This window comes from Methylobacterium fujisawaense (assembly GCF_014138435.1).
GTDB lineage: Bacteria > Pseudomonadota > Alphaproteobacteria > Rhizobiales > Beijerinckiaceae > Methylobacterium > Methylobacterium fujisawaense.
In genome coordinates this window covers 406554-427770 of the sequence record NZ_JACJIM010000001.1, presented here as the reverse complement: position 1 = coordinate 427770, position 21217 = coordinate 406554, and the positions used below count along the sequence as shown (strand labels likewise).

Sequence of the window (21217 nt, the reverse complement as noted above, 5' to 3'; positions counted from 1 at the left end):
CCTACCGCGGGGCCGCGTCGGCGATCGGCGTGCTGCTGGCGGCAGCCGGCACGGGGCGTACCCGGTCGCCGTCGCGCAGGAAGCTGCCGGCGCGGGCCACGACGCTCTCGCCGGCGGCGACGCCCGCGCGGATCTCCGTGAAGCCCTCGGCGGAGAGGCCCGTGGTCACGGCCCGCGCCTCGACGCGCCCGTCCTTCACCACGAGGACGCTGGCGCGGCCGTCGGCGGCGTAGAGCAGGCTGGAGACCGGCACGGCGATGCCCGTACGGCGCGCGATCTCCACGTTGCCGCGGGCGAAGGCGCCGATGCGCAGGGCCGGATCGTCGCCGAGGCGGATGCGCACCTTGCCGAGCCGCGTCGCCCGGTCGACCTCCGGATAGACCCGGCGCACCGTGCCGGCGAGGCGGCGGCCGTCGTCGAGGTCGAGGCTCGCCGGATTGCCGACCTGGAGGCGCGCCAGGGACGTCTCGGGCACCTCGCCCTCCAGCTCGATCTCGCCCCGGGCGATCAGCCGGAACAGCGGCTCGGCCGCCGCGGTGGCGGTGGCCCCGATCCGGGCGGTGCGGCGGTTGATGATCCCGGCCTCGGGGGCGCGGATATCGGTGCGGGCCCGCCGCAGGGCGATCTCGGAGCCCGCGGCGCGGGCGGTGGCGAGGTCGGCCTGGGCGGATTGCAGACCGCCCTTGGCGGCGGCGAGGCGCCCTTCCGCCCCCTGGGCCGCCGAGACGCGCTGCTCCAGCACGGCCGCGGTGGCGTTGCCGGTCTTGGCCAGCGCCTGGGCGCGTTCCAGGGATTGCCGCGCCTCGACGTTGGCGGCCTCCGCCTGGACGATCTGGCTCCGGGCCTGGACGATGGCCGCCTCGGCCCGGGCGATCGCCGCGGCGTTGGAGGCCTCCTGCGTGGCGATCATCTCCAGCGACAGCTTGGCGAGGACCTGCCCCTTGGTGACGCGGTCGCCCTCCTCGACGAGCAGGTCGGTGATGCGCAGGCCCTCGACTTCGGGGGATACGAGGATCTCGTCCCGGGGGACCAGCGTGCCGGTGACGACGGCCCGCTCGACGATCTCGCGGCTCTCGGCCGGCACGACGGTCACCGCCGGGGCGATGGCGGCCGCGTCGGGAACGGCGGCAGTCTCGACGGCCCGGGCCGGCGCCGCGGCGAGGATCGCGAGCCCGCACAGGAGACTGAGGCGGGACGCGCGCCAACGGACATACTTCACGACGGGGGCCTCACAATCGGCGCTCGATTGATCTTGTCTCTCCCTCGCCGGGCAGGTCGGCGTTTTCATGGCGAGTCATCCTGGATGCGGATGAGAATAGCGCCATTGCGCGATGCCGTCGCCGGGCCTCGCGCCGCAGGGGATTGGCGCCGACGAACCGCGGCTGTTGCGTTCGGTCCCCCTGCAACCGGCGACGAACGGCGACGTTAATACCGTGAAGGTCTTTTCGCGACCGGGGAGGGATCGATGAGCATTTTCCAGATTAGGCAGACAAAGAGCGGCGCCGTGCTCTGGACCGGGGCGGCCGATGACGAGCAGACGGCCCTCGACGCGATGGCGCGCGAGGCGGGATATCGTGACTTCTCTTCGCTGCCGGACGCGATCCGCGCCGACGGGATCGAGGCCGCGAAGCTCGATCTGATCTCCTGAGCCCAACCTGAAACACGTCCGCCGGAGCGAGCTTCGCTTCGGCGGCGGTGCGTTTAGAGACGGAGTTCGCTCTCCCGCCTCGCTGCGCCCGCAAGGACGCCCGCCCCGGACCGTCGCGGGCCGATCATTCAGAGGTGCCGCACCAACGCCTCGATCGCCGCTGCGCAGCCCCGGACCGCATCCGGATCGTGCAGGGCGCCGATCACCGCCGGGTCGAGGGCGAGGCCGTCCCGGATCAGGCCCGGCCAGGCCGAGGCCGGGGGCCAGCCCGGATGGACGATCGCGGCGCCGAGCCGCGCCAGCGCCTCCGCCTTCTCGGTCTGCTCGCCGTAGGCCCGCTCCTCCGGCAGGCAGAGGAAGCGCTTCGCCTGCGCGGCGGCGAGCGCGACCACACCGTCGCCGCCGCCGCCAACCAGTAGCGCCGCCTGCGCCACCCGCGCCTCGACGTCGGGGACCCAGCCGTGCAGGTGCAGGTTGTCCGGCGTCTCGCCGCTGCCCGAGACCGGCCCGAGGACGTGCCAGGGCCGGTCGGGCACCGCCCGCGCCGCCGCGGCGAGATCCGCGAGGCTGCCCCCCGTGCCGCCGCGGCCGAACACCACCACGATGTCCCGGCTGCCCTCGGTGAGCCCTTGGGCCGGAGCGCCGAGGAAGCCCGCATACAGCGTCTTGGCCCGGACCCAGTCCGGGACGGACGACCCGTCGAGCGCGGCGGGGAAGGGCGCCAGCAGTCGCGTGGCGCTGCGGAAGGCTTCGAGGTGCGGCCGGTCGGTCCGCGTTCCGGCAAGCCGCACCACCAGGGTCGGCACCGACAGCAGGCGCGCCAGGAGCGCGACTTCCACCGAGACGTCGACCACGAGCAGGGCCGGGTCCGTTCGCTCCGCCCAGGCGGCGATGCGTGCCATCCGGGCGCGGATGCCGGGATGGTTCAGAGGGGCGTAGTGGAGCGACTCCGGCCGCTCGGCCTCGCCGTCCCGGCCGTCGAAGGCCGCGGCGCCGAGGGGGCGATCATCGGGCAGGTCGACGACGTCGAGGCCGGCGGTGTCGAAGCCGGCGAGCGTACCGAGGATCGTGCAGGATCGAGGCAGGGCCCCCGCGACGGCCCGGGCGCGCTGGAGATGGCCGGCGCCCTGGTGGTGGACGTACCAGCCGATGCCGCGGGTCACGCGGCGGCCTTCAGGGAAAGGGCGAGGGCGTCGAGATCCGCGACCGCTTGATCCAGGGCACATTCCCGCGCCGGCGCGCTGCGGGATTCGAGGATGCGGTCGGCCCGCTCCACGAAGGCGATGTCGTTGGGGCAGGCGCCGACGGAGGCGAGATCCTCCGGGGCAAGCCCGAGCCGCCCGCAGGCTGCGACGCGGGCCTCGGGGTCCAGATGGAAGGCCCGGCGCAGCGCCGCCCGGCGCAGGATCAGCGCCTGCCAATGGGCGGCCTCCGGCAGCAGGTAGGCCTCTCCGTGAAGGACACGGGCGCGGCGCAGCATCTCGGTGGCCATGCCCCCCGAGACCCGCCCCTGATGGCGGGACGAGACCAGCACATGCACCTCCGGGCAGTGGCGCAGGCGCGCCCCGTTGGCGCGCAGGAGCCCGACGAGGGCATTGTCCTCGCCGCAGGGCAGCGCCGGCAGTCCCCCGACCGCCCGGTACAGGACGGCCGGAACGGCGAGGCTCGCCCCGGTATGGTCGCCGTGGCGGGGGGCGGGATCGTGCGGCGGCGGGTCCAGGAGATCCTCCAGGCGGCGGACACCGGACCAGTAGCGCTCGATGCGTGCGTGCAGAGCCACGAGGTCGGGATCGGCGGTGCCGTCCTCGTCGATCACGAGCCGGCCGCCGACGACGTCCGCGGCCTCCAACGCGCGCAGGTTCGCCGTCACCCAGTCGGCGGGCAGGCGGGCATCCGCGTCGGTGGTGAGGAGGATTCCGTCCGGCTGTCCGTCGGCCTCCAGCCAGTCGGCCCCGGCCTCCAGCGCCATGCGCCGGGCCGTGCCGACATGGGCCTCAGCGCCGGCCAGCTCGACGTCGGTCAGGCGGAGGGCGAGGGTCGCGAGAATGCCGGAGGCTTCGACGTCCCGCACCGCCTGGACGGTCCCGTCCGTGCAGTTGTTGGTGAGAACCACAACCCTGAGGGGCGCCCGTGCCGAGACGCCCTCCTGCGCGGCCAGGGAGGCGAGCAGGCGGGGCAGGCGCTCGGCCTCGTTCCGGGCGGGAATGCAGACGACGCAGGGCAGGGGGGCCGGATGGTCGGCGTCCGTGGTCATGTCAGGTCTCCCGTGGCACCGTCATGCGCCGCGGAGGTCGGGGGCGGGGCGTCGAGCCGCCGGGCTCCGGGCTCGGGTGCGGAAATGCGGCACGGCGCGCGTATCTGCGCCGCTCAGCCGCGTCCTCCGGCGACGCGCAGGGCGGGCCGCGCCCGCTCGGCGCAGCGCGCGATCACCGCATCGTACGCTTCCAGGTAGCGTCCTGTCATGGCGGTGGCGTCGTAGAGCGCCTCGGCCCGGTCGCGGCAGGCCCGGCGCGACAGGCCGGCGGCCTCCCGGATGGCCACTGCGAGATCCTGCGGATCGTCCGGACGGGCGAGGCGGCCGCAGGACGCGTCCAGGATGTCGGGCATGGCGCCACGGCGGAAGGCGGCCACGGGGGTGCCGCAGGCGAGCGCCTCCGCCACGACGAGGCCGAAGGGCTCCTCCCAGCGGGGCGAGACGATCGCGACCCGCGCCCGGCCGAGATGATGGGCCAGATCCCGGTGCGCGAGATGGCCGAGATGCGTCAGGTCCGGCCCCATGCGTGGGGCGATCTCGGCGGCCCAGTAGCCGGGATTGAGCTTCGGGCCGGCGAAGGTCAGCGGCAGCCCGGCGGCGCGGGCGGCGTCGATGGCGAGGTGCAGACCCTTCTCGGGCACGATTCGGCCCGACCAGAAGGCGAAGGCCGGAACGTCGGCTACTTCCGAGAACACGAAGGTCGACAGATCGACGCCGTTGTCGACCACCTGCGCGTTCGGGACGAGATGCGCCCATTCCTGCGCCAGCGACGGCGAGACCGCGAGGAAGGCCATGTCGGGATCGGCGTCGACGATGCCGGCGACCAGGGACTCGAACGGCGGCGTGTGCAGCACTGTCACCCAGGGGAGGCCGATCCGGGTGCTCTCGCGCAGCGGCAGCGCGTGCAGGGAATTGTTGTGGACCAGATCGAAGCCCCCGGCCGCAACCATCTCCATCATGCGCCGGTAGGCCTCGTGCTCCGCCCGGTCGATCGCCTCCTCGCGGTCCGGGTCCAGGAGGGCGTCCCCGGTGGGATCGCAGAGCATCACGGGATCGAGCGCCGGGTCCGAGCCCCGGCTGGCGAACAGCGTGACGTCGTGCCCGTGCCGCTTCAGCGCGACGGTGAGGAGATGCGTGTGCATCTCCAAGCCGCCGGCATAGGGCTGGCCGATCGGGTATTTCAGATGTGCGAGGACAGCGATCTTCACGCGCGCACCGGATCCGGTTGGGTGGGGATTTCTGCCGCCCGCAGCGGCGCGAAAGAACTTCTTTCCGCGGCGAGGGTGGCGGGGATCATGCCGAATGTTTCTTCAACAAGCGTTGCGTTGGAGGGTCTGGAGCGACGACGAACGCGACGCTTGCCGACTTCCTAAGCGCCGCGGCCTGAACCAAAGATGATCGAAATGAATGGGGGCCCGTTCACGCCGGGCCGCGGCGGCCCCGTTTCTCGGCTGTCCAGGACCGCGGTCGCGAGGCGCGCCTCGGCCTGCTAGGCTGCGTCTCGCGCGCCGGACGCGCGGCCGGGACGGAGAGGGTGTCGATGGGGCTGCCGTTCGGGCTGAGCGTCTTCGCGGTGGGCGTTGCGGCGCTGGCGGTCATCACCCTGGCCGCGGGCGTGAAGATCGTCCCACAGGGCTACGTCTACACGGTGGAGCGTTTCGGCCGCTACGCCCGCAGCCTCGATGCCGGCCTCGGACTGATCACCCCCTTCGTCGAGCGGATCGGCCGGCGGGTGAACGTCATGGAGCAGGTGATCGACGTGCCGAGCCAGCAGGCCTTCACCCGCGACAATGCCGGCGTCACCATCGACGCGGTGGTGTTCTACCAAGTGCTCGACGCGGCGCGCGCCTCCTACGAGGTCTCGAACCTCGACCTCGCCGCCACCACCCTGACGATGACCAACATTCGCACCGTGGTCGGCGCGATGGATCTCGACCAGCTCCTCGCCCACCGTGACGAGATCAACGAACGCCTGCTCCGGGTGATGGATGCGGCGGCCTCGCCCTGGGGCGTCAAGATCAACCGGATCGAGATCAAGGATATCGTGCTCCCGGCCGATCTCGCCGGGGCCATGGCCCGCCAGATGAAGGCCGAGCGCGAGAAGCGCGCCTCGATCCTGGAGGCGGAGGGGCAGCGCGCCGCCGAGATCCTCCGGGCCGAGGGACGCAAGCAATCGGCGATCCTGGAGGCGGAGGGCCGGCGCGAGGCCGCCTTCCGCGACGCGGAGGCCCGTGAGCGCTCCGCCGAGGCCGAGGCGGCGGCGACCGGCATGGTCAGCCGGGCGATCGCGGAGGGCGACATCGCGGCGGCGAATTTCCTCGTGGCCGAGAAATACGTCGAGGCCGTACGGGCGATCGCCACCGCGCCGAACCAGCGGGTGGTCGTGGTGCCGATCGAGGCGGCGGCTCTCGCCGGCACCCTGGGCGGGATCGGTGAACTCACCCGCACCGTGTTCGGCGATGGTCCCTCGGCGCCCAGGCGCACCGGAACGCCGCCCAACGTCGCCCCGCCGCGGACCTGACGCCGGCGATGCCCGCCTCCGTCGCCGACGCCGTCGCGGCTCTCGGGCCCGCCTGGAGCTGGGTGATCGCCGGGCTGGCCCTGGCGGGGGCCGAGATCCTGCTGCCCGGCGTCTTCCTGATCTGGCTCGGCCTCGCCGCCGTCGCGACGGGCGTGGCCGCCGCCGCGCTGCCCCTGCCCTGGCAGGGTCAGACCCTGCTGTTCGCGGTGCTGGCCGTCGGCTTGGTCGCCGTCGCGGCGCGCCTGCAGCGGCGGGGTGCCGGACCGCCGGCTCCCGCGCTGAACCGCGCCGACAGGGGCCTCATCGGGCGCGCCGGCGTGCTCGACGAGCCGATCGTGCAGGGGGCTGGCCGCATCCGCTTCGACGATACGCTCTGGCGGGTCGAGGGACCCGATCTGCCGGCCGGGGCACGGGTTCGGGTGACGGCCATTCGCGGGACGATCCTGCAGGTGGAGGTCGCGTGAGCGCGTCTCCGCGGATCCCCGCCTCAGGCTGAGGCCCGGGGCCGTTCGAGTCGCCGGGCGAGGTGCTGCAGCCGGGGCCTGACCCTCAGGAACACGCCGTAGAGACGCCCAAGGACCTGCAGGACGCGGCCCGACCGCGCGAGGAGCCCGAGCGGGCGCAGAACCGGGATCGCACGCCACATCGCCGCGAAGGCCGCGGCGCCGGTGAAGACGGACTCGCCCTCGCGGGCATGGAAGCGCGCCAGCATGTCCGCCCGCGAGGCCGGGCAGGTGTCCGCATCCTCTGCCACGTCGACGAAGGTGATCGCGCCGCGCCGGTCCAGCCGGCGCATCAGCGCGATCTCGCGCCGGCAGAGGGGGCAGCCTCCATCGAACCAGACGACGACCTGTTCCATGGTCGACGATATAGGCCGGCGCCGAGGTCGGGCCAGATCGCGCGTCCGGCCCCGGCCTGCGGGACGGCGTCGCGGTCATCCGAACGCGCCGACCTCGTGCTGGATCATCCCGGAGATCTCGCGGACCTGGTCGAACATCCGGCGGATCGGCTGGAACAGGTTGGCGTGCTCCGCCTCGTAGGTGCCGACGTCCCGCGGGCCGGCCGGCTCGCCGAAGTTCAGGCCGAGCGTCGGATCCGGCGTGATCGGGAAGATCGCGTCGAGGAGCTTCAGGCAGCCGTCGATGTCCAGCCGCAGGAAGCGCTCCAGCAGCTGCTCGCGGGAGATGCCCGCCTGGGGCCGGAAACCCGGGATGTGCACCGCCAGGAACCAGATCCGGTGGATCAGCGCGAGCCGCAGGGCGTGGAGCAGGGTCAGCCGCGCCGACATGGCGGGAAGGTCCGGGGCGGCCGCGCGCAGGGCGAGCCAGTCGCGGGTCAGGCGTCCGAACAGGTTCCGGAGCGCGGGGGCGAGGTCGAGGCGCTCCAGGGCCCCGGAGATCACCACCAGCTCGTCCCGGCGGAAATCCTTCTGCGTGCGCCGCGCCCGCTCCAGCCACACGGCCGGATCGAGGGTGTCGATATAGGCGCGCAGCACGTCGAGGTCGCCCACCGAGGCGGCGTGCTGCACCAGCCGGAAGGCCCGGGAGAAGCGCACCGAATCGCGGCGCATGTCGCGGAACAGGTCCGGGCCGCGCTGGGCGGCCCGGCCGATCCCGTGCAGGGAATTCGCCAGGAAGCCGAGCTGGTGCAGGATCGCGTTGTTGGGGATCGCCCGCATCTGGCGCGGATGGGTGATCCGCGCCGGGCCGCCATTGTCGGTCTGGCGTGCCACCGGACGTGAGCCGGTCCGGTCGATCAGGCTCGGGCCGAAGGTGCCGAGCAGGGCGGCGTAGCCCGGATCGTCGACCAGCGCCTCCATGTCCTGGCGGGCCGCGGTGAAGAATTCGAGGGCGAAATCCGGCTCGGCGTAGATCGGATCGACCTTGGCGTCGGCCGCCTTGGGATGGTCGTTCAGGGCGTAGTCCGAGAACGAATCCTCCTCCGTCACGTCGAGCGCGTAGACGTGCTCGGCGATGCGGGCGACGCTGGCGCGGGCCAGCGCCTCGGTGCCGTACAGCAGGTAGCCGTCGGTGCCCTGGAAGCTCGATTCGAGCCGGACCCGGATGCCGGCCTTGCGGGCGCGGTCCCGCGCATCCTCGGGGGCGAGGTAGGCGAGGCGGTCGCGCAGGGAGGTCGGATGGGCGCCGCGCCCGATCGATTCGCCGTGCGTGTCGAAGATCGCGAGCTCGACGTCGGACAGGCCGTTCTGGACCAGCATCTCGGTGATGCGCAGCCGCAGCCGCTCGATCCAGAAGGTCGCCGCGAGCTGGCCGACATAGCGGCCCGAATCGGAATAGCCGAACTGCACGGTCAGCCGGCCGATGCGCTTGAGATACTGGCGCCAGTGGGGGTTGCGCAGGGCGTCGTCGAGCACCCGGATGCCCTGTTCGAGGGCGCTCGCCGTCTCGAACAGCGGCGTGATCTCCAGCTTGTCGGCGATGCCGTAGTGCCGCGCCAGCCAGAGGGCGGCCAGCAGGGTGTAGCCGGTCTCGGTCTCGGCGATGAGGAAGCGCACCGGATGGGTGCCGTCGACGTGCTTGAGGATCTGGGCGATCGTCATCATCAGCCGGGCGGCCGAGGCCCGCTCGGCCGCGAGCGCCCCGAAATCGACGGCGACCGGCCGGACATCGTTCAGCAGGGTGTGGATCGTCGCGAGGTGCGAGCGGCGCCGGGCCGCGTCGGTGGGCTCGCCTTCGAGGTCGATCACCCGGCGTACCGCATTGTGGATCTGGCTGGCGTTCAGCCGGAAATGCGGCAGGGCGTTCGACAGGCCGTGCGTCGCGACGCCCGCGCGCAGGACCGCGATCCGCCGTCTGTCGGCCCCGTCGTCGGCAGCCTCGAGGGCCTTGGTCAGCGCGGCGACGAGGGCGCCCGCGTCGGTCTGGGCGCGCTCGCGCTCGATGATGAGGGCCAGGGCGAAGCGGTGCACCGCCTCGAGGGACGGCTGGTCGCCGAGGCGCGGTGCCACGGTGAGCTGGCGGTTCACCGCCGCCAGCGCGTTCTCGGCGAGGGCACGGACCTCCCGGCACGCGGGACTCGCGGGCAGATCGCGCATCACCCGGTCGAACTGCATCCGCTTCGAGATCAGCCGGTAGCGGAGAGTGTCCCACCATCCGATGTCGGTCCGCCCGTCCGTGTCGCAGCCGACCCAGCTGGCGATGGCGAAGGGGCGGGGCGTCAGTTCGGTCCAGCGGTCGGGCCAGCGGGTGCGGGCGGCGTCGAGCAGGGCGCCGTTGAAGGCGTCGAGGGCGAGCCGCCCGTTATTGGCCGCCGCGCAGGCCTGCTCGAACTCGACATCGAGGGTGATCGGCGCGTCCGGCCGCGTGGACAAAGTCGCCGCCCGTTCGATCAGCCCGGCGCGGGCCGCAGCGTCGGGCAGGCTCGCGGCCTCGGCGAGGAGGCCGGCGACGGCCCGGGGCATGCCGAAGGTGGGATGGGCGGTGAACACCACCGCGAAGGCGGTGCGGTGGATGAGGGCCGCGAAGGCCTCGACGCTGTCCGACCGGTCGGGGATTGCCGCCACGAGACGGGCGGGAATCCCCGCCTGCGGATCCTCGGGGCTGGCATCGAGCCCGACATAGGCCCGCAGCCGCTCCGCCCGGGCTGCCAGGGCTTCGGCGCGCAGGCGCACGAACAGGCCGTCCAGGTCGCCTGCCGAGATCTCGTTCCTGTCGAACCGCCGGGTGATCGCCAGGGTCACCGCCAGGACGGGATTGCGGAACGGGTCCTCCCGGGCCTGTTCCCGGGCAGCCTCAATCAGTCCGAGGAGGTGCGCCTCCAGTTCCTCGGGCTCGCGGCTCGGCTCGTGCTGCATCGGTCGGTCCCGGCTCCGGTCTGCCCGCATCTACCCGGTCCGGCGGCGCACGCAAGGAGCGTTCCGCACGCGATCGGGGACGCGATCGGACACGCGACGGGGTGGCGGCGGCCTGAACCGCAGGTTAGAGCTTGCCGCCTTATGGAGCGCCTGTTCATCATCCTGGCCATCCTGGTTTTCGCCATCGCCGTCGTCGCCGTCGCCGCGATGGTGGCTCGCGGCCGGCGCGAGCCCCTGCGCATGGGCTCCGACCTCGATCTTGAGGACGAGGATCTGCTCATCGGCTCGGTCGGTCCCCGCAGGAGCCCGATCGACCGCAGCGCACAGGTGCTCGATCCGCGAGTGCTCGATCTGGAAGCGATGGAATTGGAACCGATCCGCGCCCTCGACAGGACGCAGCGCAGCGAGGCGCTCCACCGCGATCCGTCCGGAGGCAGCCGATGACGGTGAGCCTGCGCGGGGCGACCGGTCTGCTGCTGGCCGGCCCCCTCTACCTGACGATGGCGCAATCCGTTTCGGCCGCGCCGGGCGGAAAGCCGCCTGCGCCGGACGTTCCGGCACAGACCGCGCCCGCTGCGCCGGCTCCCGCCCCGGAGCCGAGTGCCCCTCAGGCGACGAGCCCGACGCCGGCGGCCGGCCCGACCCTCGAGCAGCCCTGTGGGACCCAGGCGGCCCGCTTCGAGAGCGGCAAGGGCTTCAAGATGGTGATCACGCGGTCCGGGCAGATCCGCACGACGAACCCGCTCAGGCCGCTGACGCCCGAACTGAACGAGGTGCTGCAGGTCGTGATTGCCGGGAAGGTCGCCACCGCCTACGGGCCTGACTTCACGACGCTGCGGCGCGGCGGCGCCCCGGCGGGAATCGAGGCGATGCTCGGCGGCCCGATTCGCTGGCAGCCGACGCTGCCGACCTTCCCCGATCCGATCGCGATCGTCACCGAGGAGGGCACGCCGCTGGCGCAGCTCACCTTCCGCGCCTGCGAGACCCCGCCCGCCGTCAAGGCGCCGAAGGAGCCGAAGGCCGAAGCCCGCAAGAAGGCGCCCCGGCACGCGGCGCCGAAGGCCGCCGCGGCCCCGAAGACGCCCCCCGGCTTCTCCATGCCTCAGGGGGCGATCGCCGAGTAGCGGCTACTTCTGCTTGGCGATGACCTTGTCCTTGATGCCGTCGTAGACGGTCTTCGGGATGATCTTCTTGGAGACGAGATCGTCCTTCCCGCGATACGGCCGCCCCTTGATGATCGCGGCCGCGCGCGCCGCGCCGATACCCGGCAGGGCGTCGAGTTCCTCGGTGCTGGCGCTGTTGAGGTCGATGAGCGCGCCCTTTGCGGCGTTGGGCGATCCGGCCACCGGTGCGCTCGGTGCCATGGGTTTCGCGGGGGCCGTCGGCGCTGCGGTCGTCGGCGTCTGGGGCGCCTGCGCCAGGGCGGGGGCCGCCACGAGGCTCGACAGGAGGGCGAGAAGGGCGAGGGTCTTGGTGGAGGAAGCCATGGCGTTCTCCCGAAGGACGCGGCCCGCTGCGCGGTGCCGTCGTGGCAGATCTGCGACGGCCTGCTTGAACCCGCGCTTAACGCCCGCGCTTAACGGTTGTGGTTCTGCACCCCTAGCCACGGGCCGGCGCCGGAGTTATAAGCCCGCCCTCATCCGTATCCCGCGGTGTGCGTGGCGATCCTCGATTGAGGAGCCGCCCGCGCGCCGCTTTGTCCGCGGCGTCACGAAGGATCCTGCCATGGCCGTTCCGAAGCGAAAGACTTCCCCCTCCCGCCGCGGCATGCGCCGCTCGGCCGACGCCCTGAAGGCGCCGACTTATGTCGAGGACAAGGATTCGGGCGAGCTGCGCCGTCCGCACCACATCGACCTGAAGACCGGCATGTATCGCGGCCGTCAGGTTCTCAAGGTGAAGTCCGCCGAGGCCTGAGCCTCGCGAAAGCGGCGCCTCAGGCGAGGCGCCGCGCGGCCTCCGCGTAGCGCGCGGCGGCCATCTGGGTCCGTGTCAGGCGTGACGGCAGCAGCGTCGGATCGTCGGCCGTGAGCAGCTGGGCGACAAAGCCGGCGCGGGGTCTTCCTCGGCCCGCGCGATCCGCCGACCGACCCTCCGGTTCCCCCTCGGACCGCCCCCCGTCAATCACCACAAGCGCCTGGGCTGCGGTCTCGGCCGGCTCCGGAGACGCGTCCGGCTCCGACACCGGCTTGCGCCGGGTGGAGCGGACCTGTGTCGGGCCGAGACGGCTGACTGTTCCGATACGCACCATGCGCACACCTTTCGCACGTTTCCGTGCCGATGTTGCAAAGGTGGGGCCGGTGTTTACTAATCGTCAACCCTTTGTTCGGTCGCGCCGACGGGAATTTACTTTTTCGCCAGCGCTTCGAGCCGCTGCTGCATCTCCAGCATCTGGCGCTTGAGATCGTCCAGTTCGCCCCCGGCATAGGGCGTGGGCTGGGTCGGCGCCGGCGGCTGCGTCCCGGGGGCGGGCGGCCCGAAGCCCGTGAACATCTTCATGGCGTCGCCGAAGAAGTTCATGTTGGTGCGCACCTGCTGCTCGATCGCGTTCTGGAACGCCGACGGACCGAAGCTCTGAGCGAATTTCTCGCGGAGCCCGTCCTGATCCTTGGCAAAATTCGCCATCGAGAATTCGAGGAAGCTCGGCACCATTGTGCGCATGCTGTCGCCGTAGAAGCGGATCAGCTGGCGCAGAAAGGCCACCGGGAGCAGGTTCTCGGCACCGGCCTTGTTCTCCTGCTCGAAGATGATCTGCGTGAGGACCGAGCGGGTGATGTCGTCGCCGGTGCGCGCGTCGTACACGACGAAATCCTCGCCGTTCTGGACCATCGTGGCGAGGTCCTCCAGCGTCACGTAGGTCGAGGTACCTGTGTGATAGAGGCGCCGGTTGGCGTACTTCTTGATGACGGTCTGGGTGGCCTTGACGGTATCCGCCATCGGGAACGGCCTTTCTGGACTCGGGACCGGGGGGCGTTGCAGACGCGCGGTGCAGTCTGGCGGGGCTGTCTTCGCGCCCGCAGCACGATCCTTAAAGCCTTCCCGGGGCGCAGAAAACAGCAAACTGCACCTCTTCAACGCAGAATAATGCAGAGGGTGTGGGGCCGGAGCGCCATTTCAGTTTCGCGGACGCGTCATCGGCACGTTTTGGCGCTTTGATAGACAACCTTGACTTCGCCCATCTCAAGCCCTTCATCCCAGGGCCGGCACAGAGCGCGCCCCAAAACGTGGAAGGCGCGCCGGCTCGCGAGAGGAGAACGTTCACATGGCAGGCAGCGAAGAGATCGTCATCGTCGGGGCCGCGCGCACGCCGGTCGGCTCGTTCGGCGGCGCCTTCGGGGCGGTGCCGGCCCATGAGCTCGGTGCGACCGCCATCAAGGCCGCCCTGGAGCGGGCCAAGGTCTCGCCCGACGATGTGGACGAGGTGATCTTTGGCCAGGTCCTCACCGCGGGCGCCGGCCAGAATCCCGCCCGTCAGGCGGCCATCAAGGCCGGCATTCCCGAGAAGGCCACCGCCTGGGGCCTCAACCAGGTCTGCGGCTCGGGCCTGCGCACGGTCGCGATCGGCATGCAGCAGATCGCCAACGGCGACGCCAAGGTCATCGTCGCCGGCGGCCAGGAATCGATGTCGCTCTCGCCCCACGCGCAGTACCTGCGCGGCGGCCAGAAGATGGGCGACGTCAAGCTCGTCGACACGATGATCAAGGACGGGCTCTGGGACGCCTTCAACGGCTACCACATGGGTCAGACCGCCGAGAACGTCGCCCAGGCCTTCCAGCTCACCCGCGAGCAGCAGGACCAGTTCGCGACCCGCTCGCAGAACAAGGCCGAGGCCGCCCGCAAGGAGGGCCGCTTCAAGGACGAGATCGTCCCCGTCACCGTGCCGGGCAAGAAGGGCGACACCGTCGTGGACACCGACGAGTATATCCGCGACGGCGCCACCCTGGAGGCCATGGCCAAGCTGAAGCCGGCCTTCGCCAAGGACGGCACCGTGACGGCCGCCAACGCCTCGGGCCTCAACGACGGCGCCGCCGCCCTCGTGCTGATGTCGGCCTCGGAGGCCGAGCGCCGCGGCCTGACCCCGCTCGCCAAGATCAAGTCCTGGGCGACCGCGGGCGTCGATCCCAAGGTGATGGGCACCGGCCCGATCCCGGCTTCTCGCAAGGCCCTGGAGAAGGCCGGCTGGAAGCCGTCCGACCTCGACCTGATCGAGGCCAACGAGGCCTTCGCGGCCCAGGCGCTGGCGGTGAACAAGGACATGGGCTGGGACGACGCGAAGGTGAACGTCAACGGCGGCGCCATCGCCATCGGCCACCCGATCGGCGCGTCCGGCGCCCGCGTCCTCGTCACGCTGCTGCACGAGATGAAGCGCCGCGACGCCAAGAAGGGCCTCGCCACCCTCTGCATCGGCGGCGGCATGGGCGTCGCGATGTGCATCGAGCGGACCTGATCGCAGCGGGGCGTCAGCCCCGCTGGACAACTTAGACTTAAGGCCGAGATCACAAAAATTCGCGTGCGGACGCCATCCGCACGCGGCATCACGGGATGCGAACAGGAGGAAACAATGGCTCAAGGACGCGTCGCCCTGGTCACGGGCGGCACTCGCGGTATCGGCGCGGCGATCTCGAAGCGGCTCAAGGACAAGGGCTATCGGGTTGCGGCCAATTACGGCGGCAACGACGAGGCGGCCAACGCCTTCAAGGCCGAGACCGGCATCCCGGTCTTCAAGTTCGACGTGGGCGATCTCGCGAGCTGCGAGGCCGGCATCAAGGCCGTCGAGGCCGAGCTGGGGCCGATCGAGGTGCTGGTGAACAATGCCGGCATCACCCGGGACGGCGCCTTCCACAAGATGACCTTCGACAAGTGGCAGGCGGTCATCAAGACCAACCTCGACTCGATGTTCACCTGCACGCGTCCGCTGATCGAGGGCATGCGCAGCCGCAACTTCGGCCGCATCATCATCATCTCGTCGATCAACGGCCAGAAGGGCCAGGCCGGCCAGACCAACTACTCGGCCGCCAAGGCCGGCGTGATCGGCTTCGCCAAGGCCCTGGCGCAGGAGAGCGCGTCCAAGGGCATCACGGTGAACGTGATCGCGCCGGGCTACATCGCCACCGAGATGGTGATGGCGGTGCCGGAGGAGATCCGCAACAAGATCATCTCCACGATTCCCACGGGTCGCCTGGGCGAAGCCAGCGAGATCGCGCACGCGGTCGAGTACCTCGCCAGCGACGAGGCCGGCTTCGTGAACGGTTCGACGCTGACCATCAACGGCGGCCAGCACTTCGTCTGATCGCCAGCGGGCGCGCCGGATCGATCCGGCGCGCCCGACGCAGGGCCGAGGCCCCCGCGGCCGGTCCCTCTCGCGCCCGATCGCTTCGATGACGGCCGCCTCGGGCTGCACCTCATCGCGTGCGCCGCGCAGCCGGCGCGCCGCCCGTTCCCCATCGGGGCGCGCTTCGCCCGTGCAGACCGTCGCCGCGGAGAGAGTCCGGCGGCGCCCGCTGATCGCCCGAGTGCCGGACGCCGCGCGGATCCCGCAGATCGGCGACGCGGACGATCCGACCCGGCAAGCCTGACGAAAGTCCTACCTGGCCTGCGCGGTCTCCGCGCGGCTTCGGGATAACGGGCATTGCGGGCAGCGATCGGCCCCGGCGCCCGCGTGTCCTGCGACACGAACAATTCGACCTGCCTCGTATAGACCTTCTTTCATCGGCTCGCGGATGGTCCTGCCGACAGAAATCGAGGTCCCGGGCGTCATGAACAACTGGTTTCACGGTAAATTCGGCGTTCATTTTATCGGTGGCGGCCAGGACAGTTCTTTGCGCGACACGGCTTCGCGTGCCGGCCAGAGCGAGGGCAGCCTCAACCGCACGCTGCCCACCGTCGCGAAGCTCGGTCTCGCCGCGGCCTGCGCCCTGGGCTTGGCCGCCTGCGTCACGCCGCAGGAGCGCCACGCGATGGATCAGAACCAGTGCTACGCCTTCGGCTTCGAGCCCGACACCGACGGCTTTGCCGAGTGCATGATGGGCCTCCATCAGCAGCGCGCCGTCGCCCAGGCCAACAGCAACCTGTATTGGCAGGCGCAGCTCGCCGAGCAGAACCGCCGCCGCGAGGCCCGGCAGGATCTCTACAAGATCGCTAGCCTGCAGCGGAGCGGCGACCCCCGCTTCCCCATCTGCGGCGCCTCGTCCGATGGCGGCATGGATCGCCGGACCATGACTTGGTACGGCCCGAACTGCCGCGCCCGCTGACCGCTATCAGGGAGATCGACGATGTCGGACGTCATCACGCCGCGGCCGGGGAACGCCAGCACGTTCATCTTCGCCACGACGGCGATGTTCGCGGCCACGATCGGGATGGTCACGCAGGACTGGGGATGGTTCGTCTTGGCGATGCTCGGAAGTGCCGGGGTGCAGTGCGTGATCTACGTGCCGCTTCAGCGATGGTTCGGCTGGAAGCCGCTCGATTTCGGCCATCTGGGTCATCTCGTCCTGCTGCTCTCCCCGCTCTGAGACGCCCATCCCCGGCAGCGCCCCAAGGGGCTGCTGCCGGTTCTCCGGATCGCTCACCCCGAGACAACGCTCATGACGCTCGCCCTGATCATCACCGGCTTCCTCATCGTCAACTTCATGATGGCCGGCGTCTTCTCCCTCGTGGCCCTGTGGGCCGACTGAGCCGCACCCCTTAGGGCGCGCCGACGCAGTTGGCGTAGAAGGTCGTGGTCGCAGGCCAGTCGGAGAAGACGCCCAGCACGCCCACCTGCCCGTGCAGGACATCGAGCAGCCGCAGGATGTCGCCGTCGCCGGTCACCACCGGCTTGATCGATTGATAATAGTACCCGCCGCCGCCCTTCAGGGGGCCCGAGCGCTCCAGGGACCACGCGATCAGGCCCAGGCCGGCCTTCTTCGCCTCCCGGGCGTAGGTCGAGGGCTCGATCGTCCCGTCAGGCCCCGGCCGCACCAGCATCCAGAGCGGCGGCGCCAGGATCTTCACGCCCTTCTGCGCGAGTTCGGTCATGCCGGGCTGCCACGTAGCGGGCTTCTCCGGGTCGAAGCCCTTCGCGGTCTCGTCGCGGTCGTCGAGGAAGATCGCCTGGCGGCCGAAATCCGGATCCTTCTCCAGCCAGTACAGGATGTCCCGCAGCTGGAAGCTCTGCGGATAGACGTCGGAGGCCGGGATGCCGGCCTGCCGGTACTCGTCGATCAGCTGCTGGGCGTACATGTCCTGGGTGTAGGTGCCGTCGAACGGCATCGGCACCTGGGGGGCCTTCAATTCGGGGGTGAACTTCCGCCCCAGCCCCTTCACCAGCGCGATGTACTCCTTGTGGGACATCAGCGTGCCGGTGCCGGCGTAGAGATCGGTACGCCAGCGCGGGGTCGCGTTCATGTAGGCCGTCACGCTGGTGGCGTCCGGATCGGCGGCGTCCATCTTCCCGTTCAGCGACTTGAACTCGTCCAGCGTCAGGTCGCTGGTGCAGCACTTGGCCGAGGCCTTGCGGCCGGTGGCCGGATCGGCCGGCGTGAAGCCCTGCGTGCATTTCGCCGCGAGCTCGGGCCGGGCCAGGATGTCGGTGGTCGTGTGCAGATCGCACTGGCTGTGACGGCAGACGAGCTGGCGGTCCTTGGTGAAGGCCACGTCGCACTCGATGATCCCGGCGCCCATCCGGTCGGCAGCGAGCACCCCCTCCCGTGTATGCTCCGGAAACATCAGCGGTGCGCCGCGATGCGAGATCGAGAAGGCCCTGGGCGTGTAGGTCCGGTCGATTCCGCAGGCGGCGAGCGTGTCCTTGAGCGGGCCGGGCTTCAGCTGGTCGACGAGGTAGAAGGGCCGCGGCCCGAGCTGGGCGGCCTCGCCGGCGAGGCCGGGTCCCGCTCCCAGGAGCAGCCCCAGCCCGATCATGAACGCACGCATCGCGAACCTCCCGTTTCAGGTCGCCGGTAGAGGGCCACGGTGACAGCGGCGTGACCCCGGTCTCGCCGACTCGGAAGCGGCGTGATAGCGGCACGCCATGACCGCGCCTGCATCGATCTCGACCTTTCGCACGCAGAGCGCAACCGCCACTGTCGCGGGCTTCGGTGCGATCCTGCTGTGGTCGCTGCTCGCCCTGTTCACGGCCGCCTCCGGGACGGTGCCGCCGTTCCAGCTCGCCGCCATGACCTTCCTGATCGGCGGCCTGTGCGGCTGCGCGACCTGGATCATCCGGCCGAGCCGCGCCCGCGCCCTGATCCAGCCCTGGCCGGTCTGGCTGCTCGGGGTCGGAGGCCTGTTCGGCTACCACGCCCTTTACTTCAGCGCCCTGCGCCTTGCGCCGCCGGCCGAGGCCGGGCTGATCAACTATCTCTGGCCGCTGCTGATCGTCCTGTTCTCGGCCCGCCTGCCGGGCTCGGGCGGGTTGCGCCCGGGCCATCTCATCGGGGCGGTCCTCGGTCTCGCCGGCGTCGCGGCCCTGTTCGCCGGACGGGCCGATCTCACCTTCGCTGCGGGCGCGCTGCCGGGCTACGCGGCCTCCCTGGCGGCGGCCTTCGTCTGGGCCGGATACTCGGTGCTCTCGGCCCGGGTCGGGCAGGTGCCGACCGACGCGGTCGCAGGGTTCTGCCTCGCCACGGCGGCGCTCAGCCTCGCGTGCCATCTGGCCTTCGAGGCGACGGTCTGGCCGGCCGATGCGGTGCAATGGGGCGCCGTGCTCCTGCTGGGTCTCGGGCCCGTGGGGGCGGCCTTCTATCTCTGGGATATCGGCTGCAAGCGCGGCGACGTGCGGCTCCTCGGTGTCACGGCCTACGCGGCGCCGGTCCTCTCGACGCTGATCCTGGTGGCGGCGGGCTATGCCAGCCCGAGCCCCGCCCTGGCGGTCGCCTGCCTGCTCATCGTGGCGGGGGCGCTCACGGCGGTGCGGACGTCGCGGACGTCGCGGACGGCGCCGAAGCGAGGCTAGCGCCGCGGCGTCGGCCGCCAGTCCGGCGGCGCCATCTCGAAGCCGGCGAAGTCGAAGCCCGGCGAGACCGTGCAACCGACGAGCGTCCAGGCGCCCAGGCTGGTGGCGGTCTGCCAGTGGCCGGTCGGCACGACGCATTGCGGGCGCTGCCCCGCGGCGAGATCCGGGCCGAGATGCTGGGCCGTGGCGTCGTGCCCGTTGGGGCTCGTGGTGATCACGAGCGGCGCGCCGGCATGCCAGTGCCAGATCTCTGTGGCGTCGACGCGGTGCCACGCCGAGACCTCGCCGAGATCCAGCAGAAAGTAGATTGCCGTGCCGACCGAGCGCCCTTCCACCGTGCGGGGATCGCGAAAGGTCTCGCGGTAATGGCCGCCCTCGGGATGGGGTTTCAGCCCCAGCGTCGCGATCACCTCGGCTGCCGTCATGATCCGCCTCTCCATCCGCCGCGCCGGCGTCCGGCCGACCGCTTGCCGGCACTGGACGCCGATGCTACCGGCCGAAAAACCCGTAAGGTCCGAAAAAGATGCCGAGCCCCACCGTACGTCTCCACCGCGGCGACCTGCCCGCCGATTACGATGCGGGCCGGGCGGTGGCCATCGACACAGAGACGCTCGGGCTCAACCCGCATCGGGATCGTCTTTGCGTGGTGCAGCTCTCCACCGGCGACGGGACGGCCGACGTGGTCCAGATCCCGCAAGACGGTCCGGAGCCGGTGATGCTCAAGCGCGTCCTGGCTGATCCGGAAATCCTCAAGATCTTCCACTTCGCGCGGTTCGACGTGGCGGTCCTGTATCGGGCGCTCGGGGTGATGCCGATGCCGGTCTACTGCACCAAGATCGCCTCGAAGCTCGCCCGGACCTATACGGATCGCCACGGCCTCAAGGACGTGGTCCGCGAACTCGTCGGCGTCGACCTGTCGAAGCAGCAGCAATCCTCGGATTGGGGCGCTGAGAATCTGTCGCAGGCCCAGCTCGATTACGCGGCGTCGGACGTGCTCCACCTCCACGCGGCCCGCGACCGGCTCGACGCGATGCTGGCCCGGGAAGGGCGCAGCGATCTCGCGGCCGCCTGTTTCGCTTTCCTGCCGACCCGGGCCCGCCTCGATCTCGACGGCTGGCCCGAGACCGACATCTTCGCGCATACTTGAGGAGGAGGAGGATTCTGCACACTTCCTGTGCGGAGTGAGACTTTCCTGTCACCGCACCGCGATGTGTCGCTGGTAAGTTGTGGTTGCCAGGGCTTCCGGGTCCCGGCCAGTCCCTCCTCGCCGGTCACCCACCCGATCAGGCCGGCGAGGAGGGTCCGTCGTGCTCAGGTCAGCGTCCGCGGGCCGGACGGCGTCGTGATCCGGGCGGTCCAGCGCGGGCCGGGGCCCGCCACGACCCGCGGCGGATCGGCGAGGCCGAGCGCGGCGTGCAGCTCCGTGACGGCGTCGGGATCCGGATGCGTCAGGATGAGCGCCTCCAGACCGGCGCCGAGATCCGGCATCCGCCCCGCCGGATTCCCGCTTTGCCCCCAATCCATGACGCACGGCGCTGCCCCGTCCGCCGGCCACGCTCCGCCCGGGGGCACCGCGAAGCGCCAGGACAGGTCGCCGCGGGTCATCGTCGCCGCCGCGCCGAGGAGCGCGCCATGGGCGGCGAGAACGCCGTCGAGATCGTCCGTGCGGGCGACGAAGCCGCGCAGCCGCCGGCCCGAATCCCAGTCGGCCCGCACCCGTGCGGCATCGCCGAGGCCGAACCAGCGCGCCCGCGGCGGGGCCTGCGCCTCGGGATCGACAGCGATCACCTCCAGGAACGTGGCGTCGCCGAGACGCATCAGATGGTTGCGGGTGCCCATCTCCCGGTGGCGCCCACCTTCCGGCATCGTCAGGCCGAGGCAATCCCGGACATGCGCCACGCCTTCCGCGAGATCGGGCGCGACGACGACGAGGTGGTCGAGGGTAAGCATCGGGCGGGCTCCGTGTGACCGCTAGCGCCTGGGCGGCCGGCCGCCTGGGCATTCCCGGGGCCGCGCGGGTCCCGACCCGGCCTTCGTGCTGACGGCGCCGC

General features: G+C 71.2%; 24 protein-coding genes. 12 read left to right on the top strand and 12 right to left on the bottom strand.

The window, feature by feature from the left end; all coding sequences use genetic code 11:
- Position 1 precedes the first annotated feature (1 nt).
- Positions 2–1288 carry an efflux RND transporter periplasmic adaptor subunit gene (locus GGQ91_RS02035; protein ID WP_179697651.1) on the bottom strand — a complete coding sequence of 429 codons (1287 nt, stop codon included), beginning with the start codon at positions 1286–1288 and terminating at the stop codon, positions 2–4.
- Positions 1289–1465: 177 nt separating this feature from the next.
- Between GGQ91_RS02035 and GGQ91_RS02030 the strand changes: the two genes are divergently transcribed.
- Entirely contained in the window at positions 1466–1648 is a 183-nt protein-coding gene (locus GGQ91_RS02030; protein ID WP_043353351.1) for a hypothetical protein, read from the top strand.
- 128 nt (positions 1649–1776) lie between these two features.
- Here the strand turns inward: GGQ91_RS02030 and GGQ91_RS02025 are convergent, their stop codons facing one another.
- The 3 genes from GGQ91_RS02025 to GGQ91_RS02015 form a co-directional block, all read right to left on the bottom strand.
- Positions 1777–2811: a glycosyltransferase gene (locus GGQ91_RS02025; protein ID WP_182591247.1), complete on the bottom strand. Its 1035-nt coding sequence runs from the start codon at positions 2809–2811 to the stop codon at positions 1777–1779.
- Positions 2808–3902, bottom strand: a complete 1095-nt coding sequence (locus tag GGQ91_RS02020; protein ID WP_182591246.1) for a glycosyltransferase family 2 protein — start codon at positions 3900–3902, stop codon at positions 2808–2810. Before GGQ91_RS02020 ends, GGQ91_RS02025 begins: the two co-directional genes overlap by 4 nt.
- A gap of 113 nt (positions 3903–4015) precedes the next feature.
- Complete coding sequence (locus tag GGQ91_RS02015; RefSeq protein ID WP_182591245.1) at positions 4016–5110, bottom strand: glycosyltransferase; 1095 nt, start codon at positions 5108–5110, stop codon at positions 4016–4018.
- Between the two features lie 332 nt (positions 5111–5442).
- Here GGQ91_RS02015 and GGQ91_RS02010 point away from each other — a divergent pair, with 332 nt between their 5' ends.
- Both GGQ91_RS02010 and GGQ91_RS02005 read left to right on the top strand, forming a co-directional pair.
- Positions 5443–6423, top strand: a complete 981-nt coding sequence (locus GGQ91_RS02010) for an SPFH domain-containing protein (RefSeq protein WP_179697653.1) — start codon at positions 5443–5445, stop codon at positions 6421–6423.
- 8 nt (positions 6424–6431) lie between these two features.
- On the top strand, positions 6432–6887 hold the full coding sequence (locus GGQ91_RS02005; RefSeq protein ID WP_053609532.1) for an NfeD family protein: 456 nt from the start codon (positions 6432–6434) through the stop codon (positions 6885–6887).
- Between the two features lie 23 nt (positions 6888–6910).
- On the opposite strand, the gene GGQ91_RS02000 is transcribed toward GGQ91_RS02005, so the two are convergent.
- Together GGQ91_RS02000 and GGQ91_RS01995 are read right to left on the bottom strand one after the other, a co-directional pair.
- On the bottom strand, positions 6911–7282 hold the full coding sequence (locus GGQ91_RS02000) for a thiol-disulfide oxidoreductase DCC family protein (RefSeq protein WP_182591244.1): 372 nt from the start codon (positions 7280–7282) through the stop codon (positions 6911–6913).
- 75 nt (positions 7283–7357) lie between these two features.
- Complete coding sequence (locus tag GGQ91_RS01995) at positions 7358–10237, bottom strand: phosphoenolpyruvate carboxylase (protein WP_182591243.1); 2880 nt, start codon at positions 10235–10237, stop codon at positions 7358–7360.
- Positions 10238–10378: 141 nt separating this feature from the next.
- On the opposite strand from GGQ91_RS01995, the gene GGQ91_RS01990 reads away from it, so the two are divergent.
- Positions 10379–10681, top strand: a complete 303-nt coding sequence (locus GGQ91_RS01990; RefSeq protein ID WP_075381288.1) for a hypothetical protein — start codon at positions 10379–10381, stop codon at positions 10679–10681.
- Positions 10678–11361, top strand: coding sequence for a hypothetical protein (locus GGQ91_RS01985; protein ID WP_182591242.1), 684 nt, complete (start codon positions 10678–10680; stop codon positions 11359–11361). The genes GGQ91_RS01990 and GGQ91_RS01985 overlap by 4 nt, the downstream gene beginning before the upstream one ends.
- 3 nt (positions 11362–11364) lie before the next feature.
- On the opposite strand, the gene GGQ91_RS01980 is transcribed toward GGQ91_RS01985, so the two are convergent.
- A complete protein-coding gene (locus tag GGQ91_RS01980) occupies positions 11365–11724 on the bottom strand; it encodes a helix-hairpin-helix domain-containing protein (RefSeq protein ID WP_043357356.1) in 360 nt (119 codons plus the stop codon).
- A gap of 238 nt (positions 11725–11962) precedes the next feature.
- On the opposite strand from GGQ91_RS01980, the gene rpmF reads away from it, so the two are divergent.
- Positions 11963–12151, top strand: coding sequence for a 50S ribosomal protein L32 (gene rpmF / locus GGQ91_RS01975; protein WP_003601373.1), 189 nt, complete (start codon positions 11963–11965; stop codon positions 12149–12151).
- Positions 12152–12170: 19 nt separating this feature from the next.
- Here rpmF and GGQ91_RS01970 read toward each other — a convergent pair whose 3' ends face one another.
- Together GGQ91_RS01970 and phaR are read right to left on the bottom strand one after the other, a co-directional pair.
- Entirely contained in the window at positions 12171–12485 is a 315-nt protein-coding gene (locus GGQ91_RS01970; RefSeq protein ID WP_182591241.1) for a hypothetical protein, read from the bottom strand.
- Positions 12486–12580: 95 nt separating this feature from the next.
- On the bottom strand, positions 12581–13171 hold the full coding sequence (gene phaR / locus GGQ91_RS01965) for a polyhydroxyalkanoate synthesis repressor PhaR (protein ID WP_043385545.1): 591 nt from the start codon (positions 13169–13171) through the stop codon (positions 12581–12583).
- 325 nt (positions 13172–13496) lie between these two features.
- Here phaR and GGQ91_RS01960 point away from each other — a divergent pair, with 325 nt between their 5' ends.
- From GGQ91_RS01960 to GGQ91_RS01945, 4 genes are all read left to right on the top strand, one after another.
- Complete coding sequence (locus tag GGQ91_RS01960) at positions 13497–14681, top strand: acetyl-CoA C-acetyltransferase (RefSeq protein WP_043385543.1); 1185 nt, start codon at positions 13497–13499, stop codon at positions 14679–14681.
- A 114-nt stretch (positions 14682–14795) separates the two neighbouring features.
- Entirely contained in the window at positions 14796–15524 is a 729-nt protein-coding gene (gene phbB, locus GGQ91_RS01955; protein WP_043347469.1) for an acetoacetyl-CoA reductase, read from the top strand.
- 529 nt (positions 15525–16053) lie between these two features.
- Positions 16054–16485 (top strand): hypothetical protein, encoded by a 432-nt coding sequence (locus GGQ91_RS01950; protein ID WP_081948722.1) that lies wholly within the window; start codon positions 16054–16056, stop codon positions 16483–16485.
- A 21-nt stretch (positions 16486–16506) separates the two neighbouring features.
- Positions 16507–16746: a hypothetical protein gene (locus GGQ91_RS01945; protein ID WP_043760213.1), complete on the top strand. Its 240-nt coding sequence runs from the start codon at positions 16507–16509 to the stop codon at positions 16744–16746.
- Between the two features lie 172 nt (positions 16747–16918).
- Here the strand turns inward: GGQ91_RS01945 and GGQ91_RS01940 are convergent, their stop codons facing one another.
- Positions 16919–18145, bottom strand: a complete 1227-nt coding sequence (locus GGQ91_RS01940; protein ID WP_179697659.1) for a glycerophosphodiester phosphodiesterase family protein — start codon at positions 18143–18145, stop codon at positions 16919–16921.
- Positions 18146–18242: 97 nt separating this feature from the next.
- On the opposite strand from GGQ91_RS01940, the gene yddG reads away from it, so the two are divergent.
- Positions 18243–19166 (top strand): aromatic amino acid exporter YddG, encoded by a 924-nt coding sequence (gene yddG, locus GGQ91_RS01935; RefSeq protein WP_182591240.1) that lies wholly within the window; start codon positions 18243–18245, stop codon positions 19164–19166.
- Here the strand turns inward: yddG and GGQ91_RS01930 are convergent.
- Positions 19163–19591, bottom strand: a complete 429-nt coding sequence (locus tag GGQ91_RS01930; RefSeq protein ID WP_078947133.1) for a cupin domain-containing protein — start codon at positions 19589–19591, stop codon at positions 19163–19165. The two genes, yddG and GGQ91_RS01930, sit on opposite strands and share 4 nt — an antisense overlap.
- Positions 19592–19689: 98 nt before the next feature.
- On the opposite strand from GGQ91_RS01930, the gene GGQ91_RS01925 reads away from it, so the two are divergent.
- On the top strand, positions 19690–20313 hold the full coding sequence (locus tag GGQ91_RS01925) for a ribonuclease D (RefSeq protein WP_043760216.1): 624 nt from the start codon (positions 19690–19692) through the stop codon (positions 20311–20313).
- Positions 20314–20477: 164 nt separating this feature from the next.
- Here GGQ91_RS01925 and GGQ91_RS01920 read toward each other — a convergent pair whose 3' ends face one another.
- On the bottom strand, positions 20478–21116 hold the full coding sequence (locus GGQ91_RS01920; protein WP_182591239.1) for a VOC family protein: 639 nt from the start codon (positions 21114–21116) through the stop codon (positions 20478–20480).
- Positions 21117–21217: the final 101 nt, after the last annotated feature.